Origin of the sequence: Pseudoalteromonas sp. P1-9, assembly GCF_001399975.1 — a bacterium.
In the GTDB taxonomy this organism is placed as follows: Bacteria; Pseudomonadota; Gammaproteobacteria; order Enterobacterales; family Alteromonadaceae; genus Pseudoalteromonas.
This window is the reverse complement of sequence record NZ_LKBD01000007.1, coordinates 52,973-78,626: the sequence shown is the minus strand read 5'-3', so window position 1 is coordinate 78,626 and position 25,654 is coordinate 52,973. Positions and strand designations below refer to the sequence as shown.

Annotated in this window: 23 protein-coding genes and 4 tRNA genes; 12 read left to right on the top strand and 15 right to left on the bottom strand. The window is 40.7% G+C overall.

All coding sequences use genetic code 11. The features are described from left to right. Nucleotides 1-5: 5 nt before the first annotated feature. Complete coding sequence (queG, locus tag AN214_RS07105) at nt 6-1,145, top strand: tRNA epoxyqueuosine(34) reductase QueG (RefSeq protein WP_054979079.1); 1,140 nt, start codon at nt 6-8, stop codon at nt 1,143-1,145. A 131-nt stretch (nt 1,146-1,276) separates the two neighbouring features. Here the strand turns inward: queG and AN214_RS07100 are convergent, their stop codons facing one another. Genes AN214_RS07100 through AN214_RS07090 form a run of 3 tightly spaced genes read right to left on the bottom strand, consistent with a single transcriptional unit; the run spans nt 1,277 to nt 4,572 of the window. Continuing rightward, nucleotides 1,277-2,398 (bottom strand): PleD family two-component system response regulator, encoded by a 1,122-nt coding sequence (locus AN214_RS07100; RefSeq protein ID WP_054979078.1) that lies wholly within the window; start codon nt 2,396-2,398, stop codon nt 1,277-1,279. Nucleotides 2,399-2,444: 46 nt separating this feature from the next. Continuing rightward, nucleotides 2,445-4,397 carry an ATP-binding protein gene (locus AN214_RS07095; protein WP_054979077.1) on the bottom strand — a complete coding sequence of 651 codons (1,953 nt, stop codon included), beginning with the start codon at nt 4,395-4,397 and terminating at the stop codon, nt 2,445-2,447. Further along, nucleotides 4,369-4,572 (bottom strand): DUF1289 domain-containing protein, encoded by a 204-nt coding sequence (locus tag AN214_RS07090; protein WP_054979076.1) that lies wholly within the window; start codon nt 4,570-4,572, stop codon nt 4,369-4,371. The genes AN214_RS07095 and AN214_RS07090 overlap by 29 nt, the downstream gene beginning before the upstream one ends. Nucleotides 4,573-4,665: 93 nt before the next feature. Between AN214_RS07090 and AN214_RS07085 the strand changes: the two genes are divergently transcribed. Beyond that, on the top strand, nt 4,666-5,172 hold the full coding sequence (locus AN214_RS07085) for a hypothetical protein (RefSeq protein WP_054979075.1): 507 nt from the start codon (nt 4,666-4,668) through the stop codon (nt 5,170-5,172). A 98-nt stretch (nt 5,173-5,270) separates the two neighbouring features. Here AN214_RS07085 and AN214_RS07080 read toward each other — a convergent pair whose 3' ends face one another. From AN214_RS07080 to AN214_RS07070, 3 genes are all read right to left on the bottom strand, one after another. Then, nucleotides 5,271-7,868 carry a hypothetical protein gene (locus tag AN214_RS07080; RefSeq protein ID WP_152960735.1) on the bottom strand — a complete coding sequence of 866 codons (2,598 nt, stop codon included), beginning with the start codon at nt 7,866-7,868 and terminating at the stop codon, nt 5,271-5,273. A gap of 382 nt (nt 7,869-8,250) precedes the next feature. After that, nucleotides 8,251-8,979 (bottom strand): ABC transporter substrate-binding protein, encoded by a 729-nt coding sequence (locus tag AN214_RS07075; protein WP_054979073.1) that lies wholly within the window; start codon nt 8,977-8,979, stop codon nt 8,251-8,253. 19 nt (nt 8,980-8,998) lie between these two features. Beyond that, nucleotides 8,999-10,819, bottom strand: a complete 1,821-nt coding sequence (locus tag AN214_RS07070) for a sodium:proton antiporter (RefSeq protein ID WP_054979072.1) — start codon at nt 10,817-10,819, stop codon at nt 8,999-9,001. A gap of 197 nt (nt 10,820-11,016) precedes the next feature. Between AN214_RS07070 and AN214_RS07065 the strand changes: the two genes are divergently transcribed. Further along, complete coding sequence (locus AN214_RS07065; protein ID WP_054979071.1) at nt 11,017-11,523, top strand: hypothetical protein; 507 nt, start codon at nt 11,017-11,019, stop codon at nt 11,521-11,523. A 248-nt stretch (nt 11,524-11,771) separates the two neighbouring features. Further along, a complete protein-coding gene (locus AN214_RS07060; RefSeq protein ID WP_054979070.1) occupies nt 11,772-12,626 on the top strand; it encodes a collagenase in 855 nt (284 codons plus the stop codon). Nucleotides 12,627-12,682: 56 nt separating this feature from the next. Here AN214_RS07060 and AN214_RS07055 read toward each other — a convergent pair whose 3' ends face one another. Continuing rightward, nucleotides 12,683-13,183: a GNAT family N-acetyltransferase gene (locus AN214_RS07055; protein WP_054979069.1), complete on the bottom strand. Its 501-nt coding sequence runs from the start codon at nt 13,181-13,183 to the stop codon at nt 12,683-12,685. A gap of 96 nt (nt 13,184-13,279) precedes the next feature. Between AN214_RS07055 and AN214_RS07050 the strand changes: the two genes are divergently transcribed. From AN214_RS07050 to AN214_RS07030, 5 genes are all read left to right on the top strand, one after another. Continuing rightward, entirely contained in the window at nt 13,280-13,858 is a 579-nt protein-coding gene (locus tag AN214_RS07050) for a glutathione S-transferase family protein (RefSeq protein ID WP_054979068.1), read from the top strand. 5 nt (nt 13,859-13,863) lie between these two features. Further along, nucleotides 13,864-14,205, top strand: coding sequence for a DUF2750 domain-containing protein (locus AN214_RS07045; protein ID WP_054979067.1), 342 nt, complete (start codon nt 13,864-13,866; stop codon nt 14,203-14,205). After that, nucleotides 14,198-14,758: a GNAT family N-acetyltransferase gene (locus AN214_RS07040; RefSeq protein WP_200911117.1), complete on the top strand. Its 561-nt coding sequence runs from the start codon at nt 14,198-14,200 to the stop codon at nt 14,756-14,758. The genes AN214_RS07045 and AN214_RS07040 overlap by 8 nt, the downstream gene beginning before the upstream one ends. After that, nucleotides 14,755-16,104, top strand: coding sequence for an FAD-binding oxidoreductase (locus AN214_RS07035; protein ID WP_054979066.1), 1,350 nt, complete (start codon nt 14,755-14,757; stop codon nt 16,102-16,104). The genes AN214_RS07040 and AN214_RS07035 overlap by 4 nt, the downstream gene beginning before the upstream one ends. A 114-nt stretch (nt 16,105-16,218) precedes the next feature. Next, nucleotides 16,219-16,893, top strand: coding sequence for a hypothetical protein (locus AN214_RS07030; RefSeq protein ID WP_054979065.1), 675 nt, complete (start codon nt 16,219-16,221; stop codon nt 16,891-16,893). 23 nt (nt 16,894-16,916) lie between these two features. Here the strand turns inward: AN214_RS07030 and AN214_RS07025 are convergent, their stop codons facing one another. Further along, nucleotides 16,917-17,798, bottom strand: a complete 882-nt coding sequence (locus tag AN214_RS07025; protein ID WP_054979064.1) for a hypothetical protein — start codon at nt 17,796-17,798, stop codon at nt 16,917-16,919. A gap of 124 nt (nt 17,799-17,922) precedes the next feature. Here AN214_RS07025 and AN214_RS07020 point away from each other — a divergent pair, with 124 nt between their 5' ends. Then, nucleotides 17,923-18,822: a phosphoribulokinase gene (locus tag AN214_RS07020; protein WP_010561086.1), complete on the top strand. Its 900-nt coding sequence runs from the start codon at nt 17,923-17,925 to the stop codon at nt 18,820-18,822. Nucleotides 18,823-19,020: 198 nt separating this feature from the next. Here AN214_RS07020 and AN214_RS07015 read toward each other — a convergent pair. The 5 genes from AN214_RS07015 to orn form a co-directional block, all read right to left on the bottom strand. Next, nucleotides 19,021-19,096, bottom strand: a tRNA-Gly gene (locus tag AN214_RS07015). 52 nt (nt 19,097-19,148) lie between these two features. Next, nucleotides 19,149-19,224 (bottom strand) — tRNA-Gly (locus AN214_RS07010). A gap of 105 nt (nt 19,225-19,329) precedes the next feature. Further along, nucleotides 19,330-19,405 (bottom strand) — tRNA-Gly (locus tag AN214_RS07005). Between the two features lie 139 nt (nt 19,406-19,544). Continuing rightward, nucleotides 19,545-19,620: transfer RNA gene (locus AN214_RS07000), tRNA-Gly, on the bottom strand. A gap of 170 nt (nt 19,621-19,790) precedes the next feature. Beyond that, on the bottom strand, nt 19,791-20,336 hold the full coding sequence (gene orn / locus AN214_RS06995; RefSeq protein WP_010561087.1) for an oligoribonuclease: 546 nt from the start codon (nt 20,334-20,336) through the stop codon (nt 19,791-19,793). A 111-nt stretch (nt 20,337-20,447) separates the two neighbouring features. On the opposite strand from orn, the gene rsgA reads away from it, so the two are divergent. Together rsgA and asd are read left to right on the top strand one after the other, a co-directional pair. Further along, complete coding sequence (gene rsgA / locus AN214_RS06990) at nt 20,448-21,503, top strand: small ribosomal subunit biogenesis GTPase RsgA (protein WP_054979063.1); 1,056 nt, start codon at nt 20,448-20,450, stop codon at nt 21,501-21,503. Between the two features lie 54 nt (nt 21,504-21,557). Continuing rightward, nucleotides 21,558-22,466, top strand: a complete 909-nt coding sequence (asd, locus tag AN214_RS06985) for an archaetidylserine decarboxylase (RefSeq protein WP_054979062.1) — start codon at nt 21,558-21,560, stop codon at nt 22,464-22,466. A gap of 40 nt (nt 22,467-22,506) precedes the next feature. Here asd and AN214_RS06980 read toward each other — a convergent pair whose 3' ends face one another. Continuing rightward, a complete protein-coding gene (locus tag AN214_RS06980) occupies nt 22,507-24,714 on the bottom strand; it encodes a M14 family zinc carboxypeptidase (RefSeq protein WP_161805665.1) in 2,208 nt (735 codons plus the stop codon). Between the two features lie 185 nt (nt 24,715-24,899). After that, complete coding sequence (locus AN214_RS06975) at nt 24,900-25,652, bottom strand: HesA/MoeB/ThiF family protein (protein WP_054979060.1); 753 nt, start codon at nt 25,650-25,652, stop codon at nt 24,900-24,902. Between the last annotated feature and the right edge of the window lie 2 nt (nt 25,653-25,654).

Here is a 25,654-nt window from a genome sequence, read left to right as displayed (position 1 = left end):
CTGGTATGTCTACTCTTAACTATCCGAATTTGGTAGAAAAAATCAAGCTTTGGGCAACAGAGCTTGGTTTTGATCAAGTGAGTATCACCGATATTGACCTATCTCAGCACGAAGCACAATTACAACGATGGTTAGATGCGGGCTACCATGGCGAAATGGAGTATATGGCTGCACACGGCATGAAGCGTGCACGCCCTGCTGAACTTGTGCCAGGCACACAAAGAGTTATTTCTGTGCGCATGAATTACCTACCACCAGATGCGAGTTTTGCTAAAGATTTACAAAACAAACAAACCGCATATATAAGTCGTTATGCCCTAGGCCGCGATTATCATAAATTAATGCGTAATCGTTTAAAGCAACTCGGTAAAAAGTTAGAACAAGAACTAGAACAGCATCAAATTACCCTAGGATTTAGACCCTTTGTTGATTCAGCCCCGGTATTAGAGCGTCAACTAGCCGAAAAAGCAGGACTCGGCTGGACCGGCAAACATACTCTAATACTGAATCAAGAAGCGGGTTCTTGGTTTTTCTTAGGTGAATTATTTGTAGATTTACCGCTACCGGTAAACGAAGAGACGGTAGAGAACAAATGCGGAAGTTGCGTGGCATGCATTACCTCGTGCCCTACTGGCGCAATCGTCGAACCTTATGTGGTCGATGCAAGGCGCTGTATTTCATACTTAACAATTGAAAAACAAGGCGCTATTCCTGAAGAATTTCGTTCATTATTAGGCAATCGCATTTACGGTTGTGATGACTGTCAGTTAGTGTGCCCGTGGAACCGCTACGGACAGCTTACAGCCGAAGATGACTTCCATATTCGTAAGCAGTTAAAAAGTCAGGGCTTACTTACGCTTTTTGCATGGGACGAAGCGACCTTTCTAAAAAATACCGAAGGCAGCGCTATTCGCCGTATTGGTATTGAGCGCTGGCGACGCAATATTGCAGTTGCGCTAGGAAATGCAGATGCAAACAGCGATATTATAAACGCATTAGAGAACGCACAAAGCGATGCTTCTGAAATGCTGCTTGAACACATTCATTGGGCACTCGCACAACAACACAATAAAACAACGCAAAAAGACAACAAAACAAAACGCCTAATTCGTATTATTGAGAAAGGCTTACCAAGAGACGCTTAACCCTTGGTAAGTAACCTCAGATGTAAATCGCAAATATGCCCCTAACAGTTATGTTTTCTTAAACTTAAGTAATTTCACTCTCATCTTGTTCAAAACTAAAGTTAAGTAATTGAAGTTGAAATACAGAGCGTTTACTTCAGCATAACACTTAGATCATTTTCAAGCTCAGTAAAAGCGCGTGTTATATCTTGCAATAAGTCCTCGCGAGCAACCGACTTTTGAATAGTGTCATCCACTTTTTTATAAATATATTGCTCCTGATCTTCATCTAAGCCCATCAGTGGTATCCGATCTTCAAACTCTTCCTGTAATTCTCTAAAAATTGCCTCATTCATTTCATGACTGAGATTAAGTACACCCACTAAATCTTCAAATTTATCGCGAACCATTGAAAACGCTTGTCGTAACTTAAGCTTTTGGTTGCCTAGTTGCTTGCGGGTTAAAATGGCATCAAGTTGGTGCTCTGTTACGCCCACCACAAAACAAATATTATCGCGAATACGTCCTAGTTTTTCGGGGTCATCACTTGGTAAGTTCATAATGAGCAGGCTAACCCTAGGGTAATTCACTAAGATTCTCGGCATAAACTCATATAAACGCCCTTTATTTTGCAACAACTCAAATAGCTCGACCACCATAGGTGAGCAAATCCCCTCCGAACTGTATTGAGAGCGATTGTTTTTAGTACGAAACTCAATACTCGTTTTAAGGCCAAAACCACGCATGCAATTAATGAGCGCTTGCGCGAGCTCTTCTTTTTCATCAATTTTGCCTATTTGCTCAACATACTGCACTATGCTGCCCATTTCGCTACTATTGGCCATTGCATTAAATGCAGTGTCAGTAGCATCTTGCAGCTGTTGCTCTAGCATACGTTTGTTTTCGACTACCTTAAATAAGGTGTCTAATTTGCCTTGTAACTCTTGCTGGCCAAACGGTTTAACTATGTAGTCTTCGGCGCCAACGTTATAACCCTCGATGCGCTCTTCAACAGAACCTCTGGCAGAGACAAACATCACAGTGATGTTAGACGTTTCAGGATCTTCTTTTAAGCGTCGACACACCTCGTAACCATCCATATCGGGCATACTGACATCTAACAAAATCACGCTTGGATTAATTCTACGAACCGCCTCTAGGCATTCTGGCCCGCTTGCAACACAATGCAGATCGTAATGTTCTTCCAGTATTTCCTCTATTATTTCCAAGTTAAACGGTTCGTCATCAACAGCAAGTACTGTGTTTGAATTCATGACTTACTCCTTGTTTTCCATTAATTTATACTGAACTAAATTTAGCTTAGTCAAAAGTATTAGAAACTGGCAAACTAACAAATACACTCGCGCCCTTTTCAAGGTTGTTTTCAGCCCAAATACGGCCGTGGTGCAAATCAACAAACTCTTTACAAATCGCCAGACCAAGCCCAGTTCCGCCGGCGCCACGGTTAGTTTTACTACTTTGTTCAAACTTGTTAAAGATTGTGTCTAATTCTTCATCTGGAATGCCTAATCCACTGTCGCGCACAGCTAATTGCACCATGTCATTGTGATGGTCTATTACGACTTCAATTTCACTGTGTTCATCGCTAAATTTAATGGCATTACCGAGTAAATTTCGGATCACTTGCGCGATTTGATCACAATCACAATCAACAAAGAACGGGTCTTTTTCTGGTACAAAATGCACATTAATTGTTTTTGCCAATAATGCGCCCGACATATCGTCGATACTGGTTCGCACTAATTGATTCAAATTGTGCTTACTAGGATTAAACGGAAACTTACCCGCATCTAATTTAGATAGATCGAGTAAATTGTTAAGTAAAGACAGAAGTCGCTGCCCTGAGCTTTCGATACGAGAAAGGTATTTTTGCAGTTTATCTTTGGGAATTGGCTCGCTATTGAGTTTATCCAAGCCAAACTGAGAAAAACTTAAAATTGAATGCATTGGCGTACGCAACTCATGAGACATGTTTGCCAAAAATTCTGACTTACTTTTGTTAGCAAACTCCGCTTGGTTTTTCGCAGCCTCGAGTTCTTGGGTGCGAATATTTACTTTTTCTTCAAGTAATTGCTTTGCTTCTTCTAGTAGCTGTTGTTTACGCTTAAGATGCGCAATATTTTTTAGAATAACTGCAGTGGATGGCTCGCCATGCACGTCAATCTCACTAAACGAGCCTGAAAACGGCACTATGTCATCTTTTGCTGTTGTAACCACAAACTCAAAATTAAACTGAGATTGAAAGCTGGCAATATTGTTTTTAATTTCATTTGAAATAGCGCCGTCTAGCAATTCAAAAAATGATAAGTCATGAACTTCATCTTGCTCTCTGGCAAATAAACTTAAAAATGCGTCATTGGCTTCTAAAATTGTGCCGTCGTTGCTAAAGATAGCAATCGCATCAGGCGTATTTTTATAGATAACACGCAGTAAGCTGTCTTTTTCGATAAGCGCATCAACGGTGTCTTGTAACCGAGATACCAACTCTTGGTTACTTTGTTCAAGCTGTTCACTATGCCAAAGCTTATAGATTGCTTGTAACAACACACTTTCATCAAGCGGTTTTTCAAGTACATCGTCAACGCCTAACCGCACCGCTTCAATGAGCGCACTTTGGTGGGGTTTAGAGGTAACAAGAATGCAGCGACAATCTGAATTGACCGATTTAATTTGGCGAAATATATCAATACCGGTGATTTCCCCCATATTAAAGTCACTTACCAGTAAATCAATTTGGTGCAGTGCTGCACGTCCAATCGCTGAGAATTCAGTATCTGCGGTAATAACATCAAAGTGTGCCCCTTTTAAGCTCGATTCTAAGCGACTTAAACGTGTGGGGTTGTCATCCACCAATAATATTTTAGGTAGCTTTATATCAAGGCTTGCAGCGCCTATCGCCAACCCTTCTTCAAGCAAACCGATTACTTCTTTATTGTTATAGAATGGATGAATGACTAACGCGCGAGGCAATGCATTTACCAGTTTTGTAAAGCTGTCACTGAGTTTGCTGCCCTCGACATTTGGGGCCAATAAAAATACATGCACATCACCGTATAACTGCTGGGTTTGCAGTACTAACTTCTCGGGAACGCCTGAAGCAAATACAATTGCTTCATAAAATGTGGGTTCGCTACTTGGTTCAAAGTCGCTGTAATGATGTAGATCTACTTGGCACGTCAATAACTCCAGTAAAACTTTTAAGCGCATTGCCAAAACACTTGAGTTATCTAGAATTAAAATCCTTTTTTGCATGTTGTTTTTGCTGTTTTCGCTGTTGACATAAATTAAGCGTAGTTCGCTTTTGCGATAAACTCATACTCGACCAAGATAAAATCTCTTCTAAGGTACGAAAACAGCCCAAACAAACATCATCTTCATTTAAGCAACAGTTTTCAACACACGGACTTTTAACTGTTTGTTGCGACATAAAATTTAGTTTATTTTCATATTTTTACTTACTTATAGTTTAGAACATTGCGATATACTCGCGGTAAATAACGCGAATAATTGTGGAGACATCATGAAAAAAGCACTGTTACTAGCGACCACTTTCGCCACTACTTTAACAGCCTGTGATCTTGCAGAAGACCCTAAGAAGGCATTGGAACGTCAATATTTTGCAGAGCATCAAGAGTTACAAGAAGTAATTGAAGCAATCCGTGCTCAAGGCCTTGAAGCCGTTAAACAAGGCTCTGAAGCTGGCTCAGTTGCAGCATGTGTTGCAGGTAAGCTAGATGCGGACCCGATGGGCGCATTAGTTGAGGTAGAAGGTGCGTTGCAGGATTCAATGGATTTATCTCAATTCATTGAAACGCTGTCAAACCTATCTGAACAAGAGCTTTCTCTCGAAAGCCTGCCAGATCTTATCCGCCAAGGTGGCGATGTATTAACTTACGTAAAGCATATGCTATCGCAGTACGATGTTGCTGAAATTCAACAGCAAGCCTCTGAGTTAGTTGCAAATGGCAAAACAAAAACACAAGATTTAGGGCAGCACCTACGTTCGCTTGTGGAACAATGTGAATAGGGATTGTTGTATCTTGCTTTAAGATCACTAAATATTAGTGACGCTAATTCAAGTAAAATAAAAAAATGGTCAGCAATTGCTGACCATTTTTTTATTGATTAGTTATTATCTGGGTCGTCTTCAGGTTTTGTTTTAAACACCTTTTCCGGAGGTGGCTTAGGCGCCCAATCAGGATCGAGCTGTAAGTTAGAAAATGGTGACGATTTTTCGCTGTCATTTTTATCAGCGTCACTTGCTTGATCAGTCTTGTTAAATTCATCGTCAATTTCATCATTTACTTGTTCTTTTAACGCACGCCAGCTTGATTTAGGTTGTTCATCTTGCGATTCACTTTCTACTGAAGGCGGCAAAATTTCATCGTCAGATTGCTCATCCATTTGCGCCTTAATTGCACGCCAACCGCCTTGATTCAAATCGCTGCTATCATTCTCTGTACTTTCAACGCTATCACTGATAGTCGACTGATTATCAACTACGTCTTGCTCTAGTGAATTGATATCAAAATCATTAAGATCTTGTTGTAAGCTTGTGTCAGGCTGCTCAAGAAGATCATTATCAGCTGATAAATTAGCCATCTCTTGATCTAATTTGGTTTCAACTTGAACTAACATATCCGCATCATCGCGCGCTGGTAATTTTGGCTCTTCATCAAGAGCATCATCTTTTTGCTCTAACCCCGACAAAAACCCCTTACCTGCAGCAAGGCTTTGCGCCAACTCTTCTTCAAGCGAATATTCACCATCTGCTTGCTCGTCGTTTTCCGCTGATTTGTCGTAGTGATTTAAATAATCAAACATTCCGTCATCAACTGCACGTTTTGCCGCGCGGCGTTTAAACTCAGAGTGAGGAACCATATTTTCAGGCGCATCGTCATCAGCTGACTTGAAATAATCAGGGTCAGTATATGCCGTAGCAGGTTCACTGCTATCTGGTGGCAATAAGCTATCATCATCCGGAGATTGAACCTCAGGTTGACCTAATTCATCCTGTAATGCGTTGGATTGTGTAAGCGTTGCACTGTCATCCATTGCTTCATTATCGAGCGTATTTCTCGTTGAGTCACCATTATCCAAACCTGATGCACTGGCATGCTGTGTAGAGGCTTCGTTAAATGGCATATCGAATGATTCATCAGATGAAAGTGATTGCGTTGTTTTTTCGATTTCTGCATTGGTATCAGGCGTAAAGTCATTAGATAAATCGCTCTTCCCTGACTCTAAAATACTTTCGTCCGATATTGACGGCGCGCTTGGCAGCTCAACTTCATTATGTAATGACTCTTCGCTCTGTGCGCTTAGCGTCGGAGGTTGCGTTTCATCATCGCTAGTTTTAGGAGTTGCACTGCTAATATCGTCTAACTTTTCAGTAAACTGTTTTGCTTTATTGAGAATTGCATCAAGCTCTGCAATATGATCAACCGCAGGCTTATCAGCATCTTCTACACGATGAACATCTTGATTATCAGGCGCAATCTCAGACACTGATGTTTCATATGAGCCTGGTTCTGGGTAAACCGTTTCTTGCTGCTTTTCTTGCATTTCTTGTTCGGCAACTTCCGCTGGCGATGGCGCTGTAGTATCAAATTTAGGCTCATTGTGACGATTCATATTCTCTTCACGTTGACGCTCTTCAGCACGTTTTTTCTCTTCTCGCTTCGCTTCGTTGTGGCTATCAATCAACGCCATCCATTCATCAACTTGCTGGTCGCTAAATCTCAGCTCTTTAAAGCCTAGAATGTATGGATTCACTTGTTTTTTATGCATCACTACAATTGGAAATTGTGATTTAAATACCGCCATATCGTTAAACGCGACAATCGGCTCTATTTCATCATTTAATCCTAAAATCTGCGAAACGGCGTGGCAGCATTGATTCACGACTTGTAATGGACTTTCAAAACCAATAAGTTCTTCCCCAACTTGTTCTTTCCACTCAGGTAAGGTTGCGCTTCCTATAATTGCGCCACGCTGCTTTTGCGGCAGTACAACGAAAATACCGTATTGCGATGCAATAACACTGTCTAATACTACTTCCTGACCATTTGCGAGCGTAACTTCAACACGTTGACGACGGAAGTATAAATCTGGGTCGAGTGCGCCTTTTGGTAACTTGTTCTTTTTCTTTTCAGCAACTTTTGAGCCCATTGCGGCAATATCTTTTGACATTTCTTGGGCTTTTTCTTTGGCTTTTTCTTTAATTTCATCCATGCGTGAACGCACAAATTTCACGTAAACAAATATGGCGACCAACACAACAAGCAATAAAATAATCGGCAGCATCATCGCTTCTAATAAGCTCGATTCTTCTACTGGAATATCATTTTGCCATGTCACAGGTGCTCTTTTAACTGGCGCAGCAGGTTGCGCTTTAGGCGTTTCTTTTACTTCGCTTTGCGTTTTTGAGTCAAGTTCAACAGCCTGCTGTTCGTTACTATTGGTTGCTTCTCCATTGTTAGTTAAGTCACCACTAGCATCTTCTTGGGTTTCAACAGTTTGTTGTTCTTGCTGCTTAGCTTCAATAGCTTCAAATCGCTCTTGTGCTAAACGCTTTTCTTCTTCGCTTAAACTCGTTTGTTGCGTTTTTGCGCTTTCTGTTGGTTTATCTTCAACTACTTCAGGTTGATTACACAGGCGTTCATAGTCACGCTGAGCTCGGCGATAGGTTGGGTGGGTTTTGCTATGCTGATAATTGCTCATTTGTTGTTTCAGCAATATACAAGCAGCTGAATTAGCATTACTTTCTGACGAAAAAAATGCACAAAATATCACAATAGAAAGTAATAAAACTCTAACTTTACCCATCGACTATGTAACCAAACTTTAACCAAATTAACGACTTGTTATAAGCTTACGCATTTCACGCATTATTGCCAATATATCCGTTCGCAAATTTATCTAATTAAAGCAATATTTTTGATTTAAGTTCAGATATATAAACCGTGAATAGTTCAAATTAAACAATAAAAGCTTTTTAGAACGCTTGGTTATATAAAAATAAAGGAGGGTTTACGAATTAACAGCTATCGTTGATTTAACTATAAACAAAATCAAAGGTAGCCAATGGTTTTTCACATTTACACTACTTAAGGCCAAACTTTTTATTGTACTGTTCAAGTGCAATTTGAACACGATTTACAATTTGCTTGTCAGTTGTTTTGCTGAACGCCATACATGCTGTGCGGTCGCTTACATTAGCTACTTCAAGACTGCGCACGACATCAGAGTAATCTCGTTTTACTCGCTTAAGCGATTCAGACATTTCCCATTCAGATTGCACCAGAAAATCCACCCGCCCTGCTAGAAACTTCCTTAATTCGGCGTTAGGGTCTGCAGATACGTCTAAATGTTGCCCTTCAACAAAGCCTTTTTCGACTAAGGTTTCATGACTTTGCGCGTTTCTTCCTACAGAAATAGTATAGTTCTTAGCATCTTCAAGTGATGTAACATTAATATCATCACGTTCGGAAAGATAAAACAAATACACTTTTACAGGTGCCATAAGCGGACATACCCATTGGTATTTGTGCTCTCGTTCTGGCGTTCTAAAAATTGAATATATAAGTGTATTTGCGTCGTTTTCAGCCATACTCATGGCACGCGTCCAAGGGTAGCTTCGAATATCATAGTTGTATCCTAAGCTATCGAGTATTGTTTTTACTTTTGTTGTAGAGCGCCCGACGATAACACCGCTATCGTCGGTATAGTTAAACGGTCGCCACTCTTCGGTCACAACTGCTAATGTAACCTCATTAGAGGCTTTCAGCCCATAACAAAATAGTAAAAGTAATACTGCCAAAATTGAACGCACTGGCGAGTAGCTCCTTGCTTTATGTTGCCGCTTGATTAACTTGCGACTCTTTTAAAATAGACATTTTCGGCGGTTGTAGCGCAATAACAGAATCGCCCTCTTCCGGTTTTTGTTCACCGCCAATTTGCACTGGTTCGATAAATTTTTGCTGACGCCAAATAAACAGCGGAATCGCATCTTTATTTACTTCCAAATAATCTTCCCAAGTAAATGCATCAGCAATGCGTGTTGCACTGACTTTACCGCCTTTCGCTATCATGCCGGAAAGACGCGCAAACGTAGCATCTTGTGCGAATAAATTTTGGCGCGATAAGAAAGTCGCACTGTCTTTATTTGCTTTCGCGTGCACATCAGACGATTTCAATGAAAACACCTTATCCTCACCGATCAAATGCGCGAAGTGTTGAATACCTAATGCGTTGTAAAGACGATTTGGTGATAAGCCTAGCACTTTACTAATGTCAGTTAGCGGCAGATAACGTTCGGCATGCTCTGATTGCGGATTACCGTAGTAGCAAGGAAAGCCATCCATACGTGCCATTTTGCAGTTTTCCCATGCAGGATCTGAAAGGTAAACACTCACACCGATATCTTTAAGGCCCTTTGCCACTTCACGTGCCACATGGTTTGCACCAATAATAAGTACTGTTGCTGGTTCAGGCTGGCGCAGCTTTAACAACTTGGTAAGTGGTACGGCGGTTAAACTTTGCAAAACAACCGTCACAATAATAACGGTAAAGATAAGCGGCACTAACTTTTCAGAAGTGGGCACACCAGCTTTAACCATACTAAGCGCAAATACCGAGCCTACCGCGGCAGCAACAATGCCACGGGGAGCAATCCAGCTAAGTAATGCACGGGCGCGATAATTGAGGTCTGAGCCAAATGTTGACAACAAAATCGATAGCGGACGTGCCGCAAACAACACAAATGCCATAAAAATAAGTACATTGGCGCCAAGTTGTTTAATATCGTCAACATGTAATCGCGCTGCGAGTAAAATAAACAAGCTTGAAATTAAGATCATTGATAAATCTTCTTTAAATTCAAGCACAGCATCAATTTCTAAGTCATCTTGGTTCGCCAGCCAAATACCAAAAACGGTAACGGCAAGTAATCCCGATTCGTGGCTAAGGTAATTTGAGACACTGAACGTAGCGAGTACCAACGCTAAAATACCAAATTTATGCAATTCATACGGTAGCCACTGACGGCGAATTAATAAACTCGTAAACCAACCCGCAAAGAGACCCAGCGATAACCCCACCACTAATGTCATAAACAATGCGCCAAGTGTATGGTTAAAAATACTTTCTTGGCCTGTCAGCATTACCGCTTCAAATACCAATACAGCAAATAAAGCACCAATAGGATCAATTACGATACCTTCCCAACGCAACACTTTATCAATGTCTTTATGCGGCCTCATTGCATTCAATAAAGGCGCGATAACCGTTGGGCCAGTTACAACTAACACTGCACCAAGTACAGCAGCGACACGCCAATCGAGGTCTAACACAAAATACGCAGCGCAGCCGATCACCACAAACGATGCCAACATGCCGATGGAGCACAGGTTGCGCACAACTTTTTCGAGCCCTTTTAATTCTCTAAAGTGGAGGGTAAGTGCACCTTCAAATAAGATAACGGCAACTGCTAAGGAGATTATCGGAAACAGTAAGTCACCAAATAACGCATCTGGGTCAATTACATTAAAACCAGGCCCTAATAAAAGACCGGTAACAAGTAGGAATAAAATAGCTGGTACTTTAAAAATCCATGCTAACCACTGCGCTGCTACTGAAAACAAAGCAACCAGTGCAATATATACCGCTGACATTGAGAATTCACAAATTTATAAATTGAATATTACAATAGTATATCTTGGATAATTAATTCTATAGCTTTTTCACAATAAAATTTTATTTCAAATCAAGTGTATTAACGTTTGTTTCACACGCTAACACTTGCATTCTAAAACACTCTCACGCTACAGTAATCGCAACGATTTAAGCCGTATTTTCAGTCAAATATTTCATGTTAAGCGCCAGCGAAAAAGAAAAAGTTGAACTAGAACATCAAGCAGCCAAGCTCTTTTTACGCCTGTATGAAAAACAATTTAACTTACCCATGCGCCATATTTGGCATAACCAACCGAGCAAACCCGATGTAAGCTGTTACCAAGGCGAAGATAAGCTTGATATTGAAATTGCCCACCTTTATGGCAGCGAAAAAGAAGCAATGGTAATTCTGCATCGAGAACTCAGCAGTGAAACCAAAGAAAACCTAAAAGCGCTTTTGCTCGAGCCAATAGAAACTCGTTTAACCAAAGCTCTGCAGCGTATTTTAGCTAACAAAGCATTAAAACATTATGATTCTAAACGCGTGTGGCTGGTGATCCGCAACGCAAATCCATTTTGGCGCAATGACGATATTCAAACCCTGCAACATCATTTTGCTATGCCAACCCCGCACCCATTCGAGCAAGTTTGGATTATTGGCGATATGCAAGGCCATTCTGGGTTAACCCAACTTTATCCCTAGGGGCTGTTGATCTTTACAATTATATTTTTGCTCTCTTTGAGCGTTTTTGTTGCGGCATTCAATATGTGGCTAAGCAATCTAGGCTAGTATCACGCAACCCAATGCACCTTTCTCACGCCCATAATTGACATTCTCCTAGCTAACAATGAGAAAAGTGTACGCAAGAGCACCTTTGGAAAACACTTGATTGACCAATGTAAATTAATTTGGTGTAATCGTTTAAAATTAAAATTGAATACAATATACCGATGAAAAAATTAGCGCTGTTATCCAGCTTTTTATTTACACCTTATGCCAGTGCAGCTACACCCAGTGTGGACGACGTTTTGGTTAATATGAAAAATTGCAGTAAAACCATCGTACTGCGTCATCAAGCGCTTAGTAAAGAACAAGAAAACGCTGCATGCAAAATGCTATCAGCGCAAGAAACACGTTTTCATAATGTTTTTAGTACTCAAAATAAACCTGTAGCAAATGATAATAATCACCGCTTACGAGCCAATATTTATCAAGATCGCGATGCCTATGTGCAGTATGTAACCGAACACTTTGATGTTCCAAGTGATAATGGCGGCATGTATTTGGAAGGTTTACCGCATTTACCCAATAACTCAGCTGAATTCGTCGCATACCAAAAGAAAGGGCAAATTTGGAATTTAAGCCATGAGTATGTGCATTACCTGGATGGCCGCTTTAATATGTATGGTGATTTTTGCGCTAACTTACACGATTCTCATTCGGGCCCAGAGTACTGCCCAAAACCAGCACCGTTATTGCCTCATTTAGTGTGGTGGAGTGAAGGAATTGCTGAGTACATCGCAAAAGGCAAAGATAACGAACGCGCAGTAAAAGCAGCAAAAAAACAAATCATTCATTTAAGCGAACTATTTAACACCAGTTATGAGCAAAATGGCGGTTCTGAACGCGTTTATGTTTGGGGTTATTTAGCATCGCGCTATATGATGGAAAAACAGCGCGACAAAGTTGAACAAATGCTGGCGCTAACGCGTAAAGGTCAATACACCCGCTACCAAGCGCTGGTAAAACAATGGGGTAAATCAATGGATAATGATTTTAGCCAATGGCTAGCAGAGCTTAAATAACAACTTATCTAAGCTATCCCTAGTAAAGGCTTTAATGTTAAATATTAAAGCCTTTTTTAAACTTTATTTTCACCTATTCGCTTACCTAAAATCGTTAAGCTGTATTCTTTATCATCCATTTTTGCCACATTTGGTAGCTCACCCCAAACGGCAAAATCATTTTTAATAAAAAGTCGCATGCTGGGTGTATTGTGGCTAAAAATAAATGCCAACAAGCTTTTAATATGAAGCTTAGGTGCAAGAGACTCTGCAAATTGTAACAGCGTTTGCCCAATCTGCTTACCACGCTGATTGCTGTCAACATAAATGGCAATTTCAACAGTACCAGTATATGCAGGGCGACCGTAAAACGACTTAAAGCTTAACCAAGCCACCACCTGTTCATTATCTTCAACAACATAAATTGGCCGAGTGTCTGTATGGCTATCAAACCATGCTTGTTTACTTTCCACTGAATGCGGTTCGGTATCCGCTGTTACCATTCGACTCTCTATCGTTTGGTTATAAATGTTGACTATTGCGGGTAAATCGATTTGTTTTGCTATACGCGTTTTCATTTTTAGTTCTAAATAAAATTGTCACTGCCAAGCCATAGTATCACTCGCCAAGACCTGATATAAATAACTAAATTTCATATTAAGCGAGAGCTACTTATGCAACTTTATGGTTCGCTAACCTCCCCTTATGTACGCCGCCTTCGCGCACTGGCTATCGAAAAAGATATCGAATTCGACTTTTTAAACCTTAATATTTTTGCCGAGAAAGACCGAGAAACCTTAGTTAAACTCAACCCAACGCGAAAAATTCCTATGTTGGTCGACGGTGAACAGGTGATTTTTGATTCAAACGTTATTTACCGTTACTTGGCCCAAAAATTGGATTTCACCCCGTTAAGCTGGAACCAAGAAAATACTCTGACTCTAATTAACTCTGCGAACGATTCTTTGGTTGAGCTTTTAATTTGTCAGCGCTCAGAATTCGACACCAATGACGACAAACTGTTTTTCAATTTACAACGTGAGCGCATAAACGGCGTTTTATCAGTATTAAATGATGCTGCAGAACAAGGCGCATTTAGCGATTATAACTACGTCGCTTTATCACTATTTTGCTTACTGGATTGGATTATCTTCAGAAACTTAACCGATTTGACTCGCTTTAGTGCGCTTCAAGTATTCCATTCAGAACATAAAAATCGCGCTTCGAGTATCGAAACAGCACCAAGAGATTAGACACTATGAGCGAACATTTAGAACGCATTAATGACTTTGTAAACCAGTTAAAACACTCACAACAAGCATTTGTGCTATCAAGTGAAAGTGGTTTACTAATCGCACAGTCAGAATTTAATGATGAGCGCGATGCACTGTTAATTTGGTCATCATCAGAAATGGCGCAACAACAGTGCAAAGGCGAATGGCAACACTTTAACGTTATCGAAATCAACTTTGATGACGTAGTGGATTTATTACCGCATCTTAGAGAAGATGAGCTACTTATTGGTTTAGACTTAAGTGACGAACAAATCGCAATTGAGCTAGAAGCCGATTCATTGCTTGAAGCACTTTCAAATGATTAAAATTATCCCTCTTACTGAACAGTATTATCAGCAAGCGATTGCGCTTGCTAACTTAGTTCACGGCGACAACTACCTTGATTTGGCAAACTTAATTGAAATGCAAAGTAAGGCAACCAAAAATGGTATCAATGCCAACTTTATTGCATTAGAAGATAATAACGTCGTCGGCCTACGCTTGAGTTATGCAGCCAATCAATGGCCACTTGATGAATGGTGTAGCCCGTCTTTATGGCCTTGCCAACAAGATAAAATGGCATACTTTAAATGTATTGCCGTTGATCCTAATCAACAGGGTAAAGGCATTGGCCCTAAGCTATTAAATGCATCAATCGAAATACTTAAGCAACAAGGTGCCAAAGCGGGTATTGGCCACTTATGGCAACAAAGCCCTGGCAATGGTGCGGTAAAATATTTTACTAATGCAGGCGGTAAATTGATTAAAGAACACAAAAACCGCTGGTATAACTACAGCATTGAAGAGAATTATCACTGCACTATTTGCGGCGTACCTTGCTACTGCAGTGCGGCAGAAATGGTGATTGAATTTTCATGAGCCAATTATACGATCCGCTGCAACATCCTCACTGCCAAGGACAAGCCTTTGCCCCTAGTTATTGGGCCAGCACTATTGATTTTCCAACGGCTAGATCAAGCGTTACCAGTCAACAGCAGTTTGATGTTGCAATAATTGGCGGCGGTTATTCGGGGCTTTTAACTGCATATCATTTAGCAACTGAACATCACTTAGATGTATGCGTACTTGAAGCCAATCAAGTAGGTTTTGGTGCCAGTGCGCGAAATGCAGGCTTTGTACTGAAAGGCTCTGGTCGCTTGAGTTACCCTCAAATGAGCGAGAAGTGGGGAGTCGATGTTAGCAAAGGGATTTATGCCGAATACAGTGATGCTGTAAATCGCGTCGAGCAACTTATTGCAAAACATAATATTACATGTGATAAACAAGAAAGTGGATATTTAAAAATTGCACACAATCAAAATGCACTGCAAACCTTAAATGCCCAAGCTGAATACATTCAAACACACTTGCAAAGTTCAAGCACACCGCCTTGCCAATGGCTGAGCCAAGACGAGCTCAGTACGCACTACATGAAAAATCAACAAGCCTATGGCGCACTGCGCTACAGCGATAGTTTTGGTGTGAATCCATTAAAGTTATTACTTGGCTATCGTACTGCTATGCTTGAGAGCGGTGTCACCCTGTTTGAAAACGCGTTAGTTGACAATATAACGGAAACAGTAAGTGGCTTTCAGTTATCCGTTAATGGCTGCCAACTAAGCTGCAATAAATTAGTTATCGCGGGCAATGCATACAATAGCAAACTAACACATAAGGCTATTAACAACCGATATCTGCCTATTTTAAGCAGCATATTTGTCTCTAAGCCACTTACAGCACAACAATTAGCAGAATCAGGCCTGCAAACCAACCAAGTATGTATGGACACGCGAACACTAAAATACTATTACCGATTATTACCAGACAATCGGCTTTTATTCGGTGGTCGCGGGGCTGTTTATGCCAAACATCAAAATAAATCGGTGTATTTAGCCAACTTAAAAAAGGGCCTAAGCGATTGTTTTCCAAGCCTTAGTAATATCGAGCATGATTATTACTGGAATGGTTTTATTGCCGCCGCTCTCGATGATATGCCGCACATTAATTTTGACGGTAAGCTTGGCTTTATATTGGGTTATTGTGGTGCAGGTGTGTCGTTTAGTGCACAGGCAGGCTATCGCATGGCACAAATGGTAGCAGGCAAAACAGTACCAAACTTACCTCTTTACAACACACCTCTACCCTACTTACCTTTTCCGCATTTTAGACGATTAGGACAGTTTGCTTATTATCAATATGCACAAGTGAAAGACCGCTTTTATTAAATGGTGCGCTTATGCGCATTGTTTAACGATTTCACTTAGTAACAACCTAAACCCTAGTTATTCCACCAATATTTGCTAAAATAGTCGCTAACTCATTCATTTATTGGATATTCAGTGAAAACCCATTTAGGCCGCCGCCCTTTTACTAATATGGAAATTCATACCTTATTCAAAGGGTATATTTATGGCGACCACAAAATGCCGCGAGAACAAGCTAAGCATTGGCACTTTTGGCTGCCATTAATAAGCTATTACACTGGCACATTTAGTGACGAAATTGGTCAACTCACACTGGATAATGTAACGAAGCAAGATGGCCATTACTTTTTCGACTTTCATACCAATAACAAAATAAAACCACGTCGTATTCCTGTACACCCCATGCTTATTGAGCATGGTTTTTTAGACTATCTTCACTTTTTAAAGCAACAAGGGCAGCAACGCTTAATGTTCGACTTGCCTGCAAAGTCTGGCCGTTACAGTGAAAAAGTGCGCATTTGGTTTTCCGGCGAAGGTGAACGTGCGGGTTACTTGCAAAAATGCCATATCCCTAATATTGATTTAGATGGCAGAAAAGCGGCCATTAGCTCGTTTCGATTGAACTTTGAAGCGCAAATTCGCATTTCATCCATTCAAGCGGGTAGCAAAGATGCATTTAATTATTTAATGGGGTTTAAGGACTACGCACAGACCGAGTTCGAAAACAGCAAATTATTGTGGCAGATTATCCGTGGTGTGAGAGCGCTGCCAGGCAGTATTTCATGGCAACGCTTTTGTGATAGGCACTAGGCTTTGATTTTTAACCCCAAAAACTAACTTCTATCACAAACAAAAGCCAATAATTCAGTCTCTTTTTGATATTTTAATCGTGTAATTTTATGTTCACAGTGTGCACTTAAATCAAGCCATTTAGTTGGTTTTTTAGCACTGTTTAATGACCAACGATAAATTACATTTCCTTTACCATAAATCAGTGCATCATCACCTTGCCATGCATAATAATCAACACCTTCGGGCAGCTGTAATACAGGTTTAAATGAATGACCTTTGCTATTAAATAACGTAACCCACTGCTGATTATTTTTATATTGGCTAAATGAGTACACATTTAGCGTTTGATTAAACGCTAAAGTACGACCAATATTGCCAGCAACAGGTTTACCAGTTTGTTTTTGTGTATTACCAAAATAAAGGGAATGTGGCTCTCCAAGCACAAAGGTAATTAAGTCGTAATTTCTTCCCCAAGCGTGATAGCCAATTTTGCCTACTTCCTTGCGTAGTAATTTGGCAGGCTTTGGCTTATTTAAACCGTATTGCCACAACTCCTGACTACCATCATGCCCTTCTAAAATAACTGAAAAGCTGTCTTCATTTGGTATTTTTGTTGGCGAATACTCACTAACATTGGTGTTGCTTAAATTCGTTGTTTGCTTGGTTTTGAAATCGTAAAGCATTACGTCTGTTTGCCACGATTCACCCATCTGCAGCCCTGCGGTATAAAGCAACCCACCATCAATAAAGTTAGGTTGATTATCGTATCCAAGGCGGTTAGAGATATTTTTAGCGCTAACGAGTTTATTGTTGTTGAGTTTAACTAAAAACACATCGGTATTTGGTAAACTCGACGCTGTATTACTAGCAAAAACAGTGCTACATACAGATGCCAAGAAAGCAAAGATCACGGTTTTTTTCATTATTATTTTCAAACTATTATGCGTATTTTTTCCATTAATATCACAGCTATTATAATAAAGACAAACTTGACCAATCACTGCCGCCCAGATATAAACACATAAACAACTAAAAATAGTGTGCTCTATGTCAGCCAAACACCCCATTATTGCAATCACGGGTTCATCCGGTGCAGGAACAACCACATCAACCAATGCAATTAAACACATTTTCCGCAGCTTAAATATTAATGCGGCATTTGTTGAGGGAGATAGCTTTCACCGCTATACACGCCCTGAAATGGATAAGCGTATTCGCGAAGCGCATCAAGAAGGCAAGCATATTAGCTATTTTGGTACAGAGGCCAACGATCTTGCATCGTTAGAACAGTTATTTACTGACTACGGCAATACTGGTTCGGGTAAAAGCCGTCGCTATTTGCATACCTTTGACGAAGCTGTTCCTTACAACCAGTTACCCGGCACTTTTACGCCGTGGCAAGACCTTGAAAATGACACTGATATTTTATTCTATGAAGGATTACATGGCGGCGCAGTAGACAACGATGTGGATGTTGCACGCCATGTTGATTTGCTAATCGGCATGGTTCCTATCATTAACCTTGAATGGATCCAAAAACTTATTCGCGATACACAAGACCGAGGCCATTCACATGAGGCTGTAATGGGCTCTATCGTGCGTTCTATGGATGATTATATTAACCATATTACACCACAGTTTTCTCGCACCCATATTAACTTTCAACGTGTGCCAACGGTTGATACATCAAACCCATTTAGCGCAAAAGATATCCCATCACTTGATGAAAGCTTTGTGGTTATTCGTTTTCGCGGTATTGGTGATGTAGATTTTCCGTACTATTTGCAGATGATCAATGGCGCGTTTATGTCACGGATGAATACCATGGTGGTACCTGGCGGAAAAATGGGCTTAGCAATGGAACTGATCCTGCGACCGCTTATTGAAGATATCATTAATAAAAAACGTGCTTTGCAAGATTTAAGGCAAAATTCTTTGCCAATTTAAAGCGAGATTTGAGGTTTCAGGTTTCAGGTTTCAGGTTTCAGGTTTCAGGTTTCAGGTTTCAAAAAAATTTTCAGATTACGATTCTGAATCCTGAAATCTTTGTATCTAATTTCTACACAAAAAAAAATAAAGTTAGAACTCTGGGTGCTGAAATTTAAACCTTGGCAATTATTTTTCTGAATTTACTTGAAGAAGAATTGGAGCGAGTAACGAGGTTCGAACTCGTGACCTCGACCTTGGCAAGGTCGCGCTCTACCAGCTGAGCTATACTCGCGTCACGATATGCATTTAAGTATTTTTGGAATGAGTAACACCATCCAAAGTTTTGGAGCGAGTAACGAGGTTCGAACTCGTGACCTCGACCTTGGCAAGGTCGCGCTCTACCAGCTGAGCTATACTCGCATTCCATGTAAACCGTTTTTTAACTTGGCTACATCGCGACATGTCGCACCTATCACCTCGAGCAGCTAAACTATACTCGCATTACATAATGCATTTTTGAATGATTGGAGCGAGTAACGAGGTTCGAACTCGTGACCTCGACCTTGGCAAGGTCGCGCTCTACCAGCTGAGCTATACTCGCATCATCATGCAGATATAAGATTAAAACGTTCTGGTTGTCTTAATCCATTGTATTTGGAAGGAGTAACTAGGATTGAACTCTTGATATTAAAAGTTCGACCTTGGCATAACCAAGTACCTATTAACACTTTCCAAAAAATTGGAGCGAGTAACGAGGTTCGAACTCGTGACCTCGACCTTGGCAAGGTCGCGCTCTACCAGCTGAGCTATACTCGCATTCCATACCAACCGTTTTTTAACTTAGCGTTTGCGCAACCTTAGTCGCACCTATCACCTCGAGCAGCTGAACTGTACTCGCATACCAATGCTTAAAGTCTTTTATCGTCTAAGCGGGGCGTGATTTTACATAAAGAATTTAGCTTTGCAAGCAGCAAAGCTAAAATTTTTTAAATTTTGAAGATATTTTGGCGATAAACACGTAATTCGGCGATTGATTCACGAATATCATCAAGCGCTAAGTGTGTGCCTTGCTTTTTAACAAGGTTAAGCATGTCTGGCGACCAACGTCTTACTAGCTCTTTAATTGAGCTAACGTCAATGTTGCGATAGTGAAAGTAATCTTCCAATTCACGCATATACACGTTTAAAAAGCGTCGATCTTGTCCAATAGAGTTACCACACATTGGCGAAACACCTTTTGGCACCCACTTTTCGAGAAATGCGATGGTTTCGCGAATTGCCATTTCTTCGCTGTGCTTACTTTTGCGAACACGCTCAGTTAAACCCGAGTTACCGTGTTGATTGGTGCACCACTCGTCCATGCCCGCCAGTACTTCGTCTGACTGATGGACTGCAATTACAGGGCCTTCAGCTAAAACATTAAGCTCAGAGTCTGTTACTACTGTAGCAATTTCTAAGATGCGATCTTGGCTTGGCTCTAATCCAGTCATTTCCAAATCAAGCCAAATTAAATTAGATTCATGAAAAGCCATAACTACCTAGCGGTGCTTTCCTTTCGATTTAATGAATTTGGATATATCATATTATGCTTCTTCAATAGATAAAACGCTTTTTTTAAGTGTTATTTAAGTTATAGGCTAAAAGTGGCAAAACGGAAAAAACTCAGCAAAGGTCAATCTCGCAGAATTAGCGCAAACCATCAAAAGCGTTTAAAGCAGGCTAAAGGTAATCAGCAGACTGAAGAGCAATCTTGGCAAAGCGATAATCTTGGCCCGCAACAAAACGCCAGAGTGATCAGCCGCTTTGGTCAACATGCTGATATTGAAACAGCTGAAGGCGAGATCTTGCGCTGCAATATTCGCCGAACAATTAAAAGCCTTGTTTGTGGCGACAACGTTATTTTTCGTCCTGCAAAAGTAAGCGAAGGTGATTTAGCAGGAGTAATTGAACTTGTTGAAGAACGCACCAGCCAGCTTACGCGCCCTGACTTTTACGACGGTGTAAAAGTGGTTGCTGCCAATATTGACCAAATTTTAATGGTATCGGCCGTATTACCCGAATTTACTCCCAATATCATCGACCGCTACTTAGTAGCCTGTGAAGATATGGGAATAGAGCCAATTTTAGTGCTTAATAAAGTTGATTTACTCGATGACGAAGGCATTGAATACTTAGATGAAGTGCTCGATATTTATCGCGATATTGGCTACCAAGTATATTTCATTAGTAATAAAACAGGCCAAGGCGTCGAAGAACTTAAAGCATTATTAAAAGATAAAAGCAGCATTTTTGTTGGCCAGTCAGGTGTTGGTAAGTCCACATTAGTGAACAGCCTATTACCCGACGCGAATATCTTAACCCAAGAAGTATCTGAAGTTTCAGGCTTAGGTCAGCACACTACAACGGTTTCAACACTGCATCATTTAGCCTCGGGTGGTGATTTAATCGACTCACCTGGAATTCGAGAGTTTGGCTTATGGCATTTAGAAAATGACCGCGTAACTTGGTGCTTTAAAGAGTTCCGTGAGTTTATTGGTGGCTGTAAATTTAGAGACTGCAAACACCTTGACGATCCAGGCTGCATTATTCGTGAAGCCGTTGACGAAGGTAAAATCAGCGAATTACGCTTTGATAGCTACCATCGCATTTTAGAATCAATGGAAGATGGTCGTGCGGGTGCGCGCAATCCAAGAGTATAGAGTCATTCAACAACTTGATGTAAAATACGAAAAATTTTTTAGGGATACGACCTCGTGAGTTTAGATAAATTCAAAATTGGCGCGCAGTACGCCATGCCAAAACACCTTATATCTCGCTTAGTGGGTAAATTAGCAGCAGCACAAGCAGGCAAGCTAACCACCAGCTTAATTAAAAGCTTTATTAAGCAGTACGGCATAGATATGAGCGAAGCCAAATACGAAGATCCGGCTCACTATAAAACCTTTAACGAATTTTTCACTCGTCCATTAAAAGACGGCCTGCGCCCAATTGCGGAAGATAAAGACATAATCGCTCACCCTGTAGATGGTAAAATTTCGCAACTTGGTGACGTAGTTGATGATCGCTTGATTCAAGCAAAAGGTCATGACTTTAGCTTGCAAGAATTATTGGGTGGTGATGAAAATGTAGCAGCGCCGTTTCAAGGCGGTAAATTTGCGACTATTTACCTAGCACCAAAAGACTACCACCGCATTCATATGCCAATTGGCGGTAAACTGCGCAAAATGGTGTATGTACCGGGTGATTTATTCTCGGTAAACCCACTTACCGCTGAAAATGTACCAAACTTGTTCTCACGCAATGAGCGTGTAGTTGCTATTTTTGATACTGAAATTGGCCCTCTTGCTATGGTTTTAGTGGGTGCAACCATTGTAGCCAGCATCGAAACCATTTGGGCTGGTACAGTAACACCACCAGCAGGTAAAGACGTATTCACATGGGATTACCCTGAAAATGGCCACAATCAACTTATTTTAAATAAAGGTGATGAAATGGGCCGCTTTAAATTGGGCTCTACCGTTATCTTAGCTTGGGGTTCTGAAGTAGCTGATTTCCTTGATGGTGAAGTTGCAGGTACAGTAACGCGCATGGGTACGCCATTTGCGAAAATCAAAAATAAAGAAGAGCAAAACGAACAAGCTGACGCGCCTACTGAAGAGTAATCAGTACTAAAATCAAAAAAGGGAGCAACCGCTCCCTTTTTTAATGTTTTACGCGCTGTCTTCTTATCACTGCGCCAGCAGTAAGAATAAACAACATTAACCATGAGTTACTGCCAGACGAATCCTTTTTAACGTCTTCTGGTACCTCTGGAAGAGGCACAGGCTCTGGCTCAGCTTCAACCTTTAAATCTAGCTCATAACGCGCCTCTTGCTCATGCTCATCAGTTACCACTAACTCAACTTTATAGCTGCCTGCTTGAGAGAAGCTATGCGAGAATAACATTCCACTCGCCGATGCGTCTTCCGCTTTCCAAGCATAACTTAACGTGTTGCTATCAGCATCGGTACTATGCGATGCATCAAACTCACACGCTAAATAGTTACACAGGTGTGAAACAACAGCTTCTGGCGCAAATAACTCTGTAACATTAAAGTCTATAGCTAAGCTATTTGACACACCAATAGAGTTAGTCACAACAAGGGTTGCAGAATAACTGCCAAGTGAAGGCAATATATGTGTCGCCTCTTCCCCTTCGAGCACATCACCGCTAGACAGTTGCCATTTGTAGTTGAAGCCACTTACTGGGTTTTCCACATTAAATTGGCATTTAGCGCCAGAACACACAACGTTTCCTGCCACACTTGGCGGATTCGTATCAATACTTTGTGCCGTAATCGTGCCCCAATAGCCATCACTATCCTGCGCTTGCATATACACAATTGCTTTTTTGTCGATTAGTTGATTGTTGTTAATCACAATCTCAAACTGCTCGGTGATGCTATCTGCGTTACCATCACTAAACATCGCCAGCTGTTGATTGTCATCTGACACCAGCTGATTAACCGCATACCTTACCTTAGAAATATTTTGCATTGGCCAGGAGCTATTGTTTTTAAAGCGTGCATCCGTTGCGTTCGCTTTTAAAACTATTTGCTGCTGCGCATTCAACGCCAAATTTATATCGGCAATATCTGGACCCTGTGTTAACTGATAAGGCGCTTTTGTTACCTTAGCTGCATAAAGTAGTGCCTTTAAGTTATCTGGCTTGATTAACGCACCATAATAACCACACGATTGGAAAAACGCGGTACCTAATTCAAAGGTAATATGTGCAATACCAAGTTCACCATAAGCTAAATTATCTGAAGTACCATCGGTCGGGTATAAACCTACCGATTGCATTGGTCGATAGTCATTAAAATACGCAAGTTTTCGACCTAACGATTCTAACCCTTTGGCATTTGGCGCAGCATCATAGCTGCCACCCCAAGGCCATAAAATAAGCTGACTGTAGCTGTGAATGTCTAAATACAAGCCTTGAGTATTTTCAGGCGCTGCATCGCTAATATTTGGCCCGCGTTGATCAGGGAAAATACTACGAACATAGCTCTCAACTGCAGCCACTTCAGGCTCTGAACCTGGGCTATCTCCCCGATATGTTGCAGAACATGCATCACCACTAGAGCCGCCATCAACCGAGCCCCAGCCAAAGCTAAAGTTACGATTTAAATCAACACCAACATTGGCCTCTAAACAATGATTTTCGTTAACATTTTTACGCTGAGAAACGCCTGTTTCCGCAATTTTTCGTCCATCGGGGTTTGTTTGAAAGAGAATATGAATTTGCTGTGTTTCTAAAATCCAGTTGATATCAGCATTGGTTTCACGCTCTGCTAATAACTGTTTGGCAAAATCTAATGTCAATGCGGCTGTAGCTAGCTCTCGGGCATGCATTGCGCTTTGAATAAATAAAATTGGCGGATTAACTAAATCTTTTTTACCGATTTTTAAAACTTTTAAATCGTAGCCTTCACCTTTGTTTTGCTTTTGCCATGAATCACCAATATCTACCAGTTCTGTGTATTCGGGGTGAGCTGCTACTAAATCATCCACTTGCTGAAAAGTTTCTTCTACCGTTGCGTAGCAGCTAAAACCTGGTATTCCCGTGCTGTTGCTAGTCAACTTATTAAAAATGTTTTGTTGCTTGGTTAAAAATTGCTTTGCCAGATGTTCTGCTGGTTGCAAAGTTGCACCAAAGCGCTTTAATAAGGATTGTTCTTCTTTGCTAAGCGTAAACAATACACCATTTGGACGATCGCCAATTAAATTATGATGCAAACTTATCTTAGCTTTGGCTTCAATATCTGAATTAGGAAAAGTGACTAAATAGTGTTGTGATGGCTGCACACTTGCAATTGCATTTGTAGCACCAAGCATTAAACCCGAAATTAATAATTTTCTAAGCATGTTCCCTCCAATTAGCATGAATACCAATTCACTTAAGTAGCTGTTCACATGCTTAACAGAATTGATATAAACTAAAATACCTAATTCGGGTAAAAACACAAATATCATAACGTTGGGAAATGTAAATGAAAGGTAGTATTACGTAGAATCGTATCTACTCTAACTGGGTATGAATTCAGCCAGCCTTATACGTTGTTACACACTGTACAGGTTTTTGACGTGGTAAATGCAAAAGCACTTTGCTTAAAACTTCGAGCATCAAATTGTAAAAACTGCGGTAAGTTATCTTCACCCAACAGTAAAAGTATTGCGGCGATTGCCTGCTGTGCGCCAATTATACCTAGCAGCGGGCTGATAACGCCCAAGGTATCGCAGTTTTGCGCATGATTTTGATTGTCATTTGGAAATAAACACTCATAACAAGGGGCGTCATTTCCTCTATTATCAACAATACAAAGCTGACCCTGCCAGCCCATAGCAGCACCGGAAACAAGCGGTTTAGCAAACTGCTTAGCAAGGCGATTAACTAAATAGCGTGTTTTGAAATTATCACTGCAATCAAGTACTAAATCACAATCTTCGATAAGCGATTTCGCATTATGCTCATCCAATTGTTCTGAGATAGTTGATAGTGATATTTGGTTATTCAGCGCTTGCAGCGTTTTGCCCGCGGCTTTGCTTTTACTTTGCCCAATATGACTGACTTTATAGAGAATTTGCCGCTGCAAATTAGACAACTCAACCTCATCATGGTCGACCAACGTTAGCTGTCCGATACCCGATGCTGCCAAATAAAACGCTGCAGGAGAACCAAGCCCACCCAAACCAATAATTAATACGCGTGCCACTTTTAATTTAAGTTGCGCAGTTTCGTCAATTTCTGGCAATAGTAACTGGCGAGAATAACGAATTAGTTCTTGGTTTGATAACGATGACATGA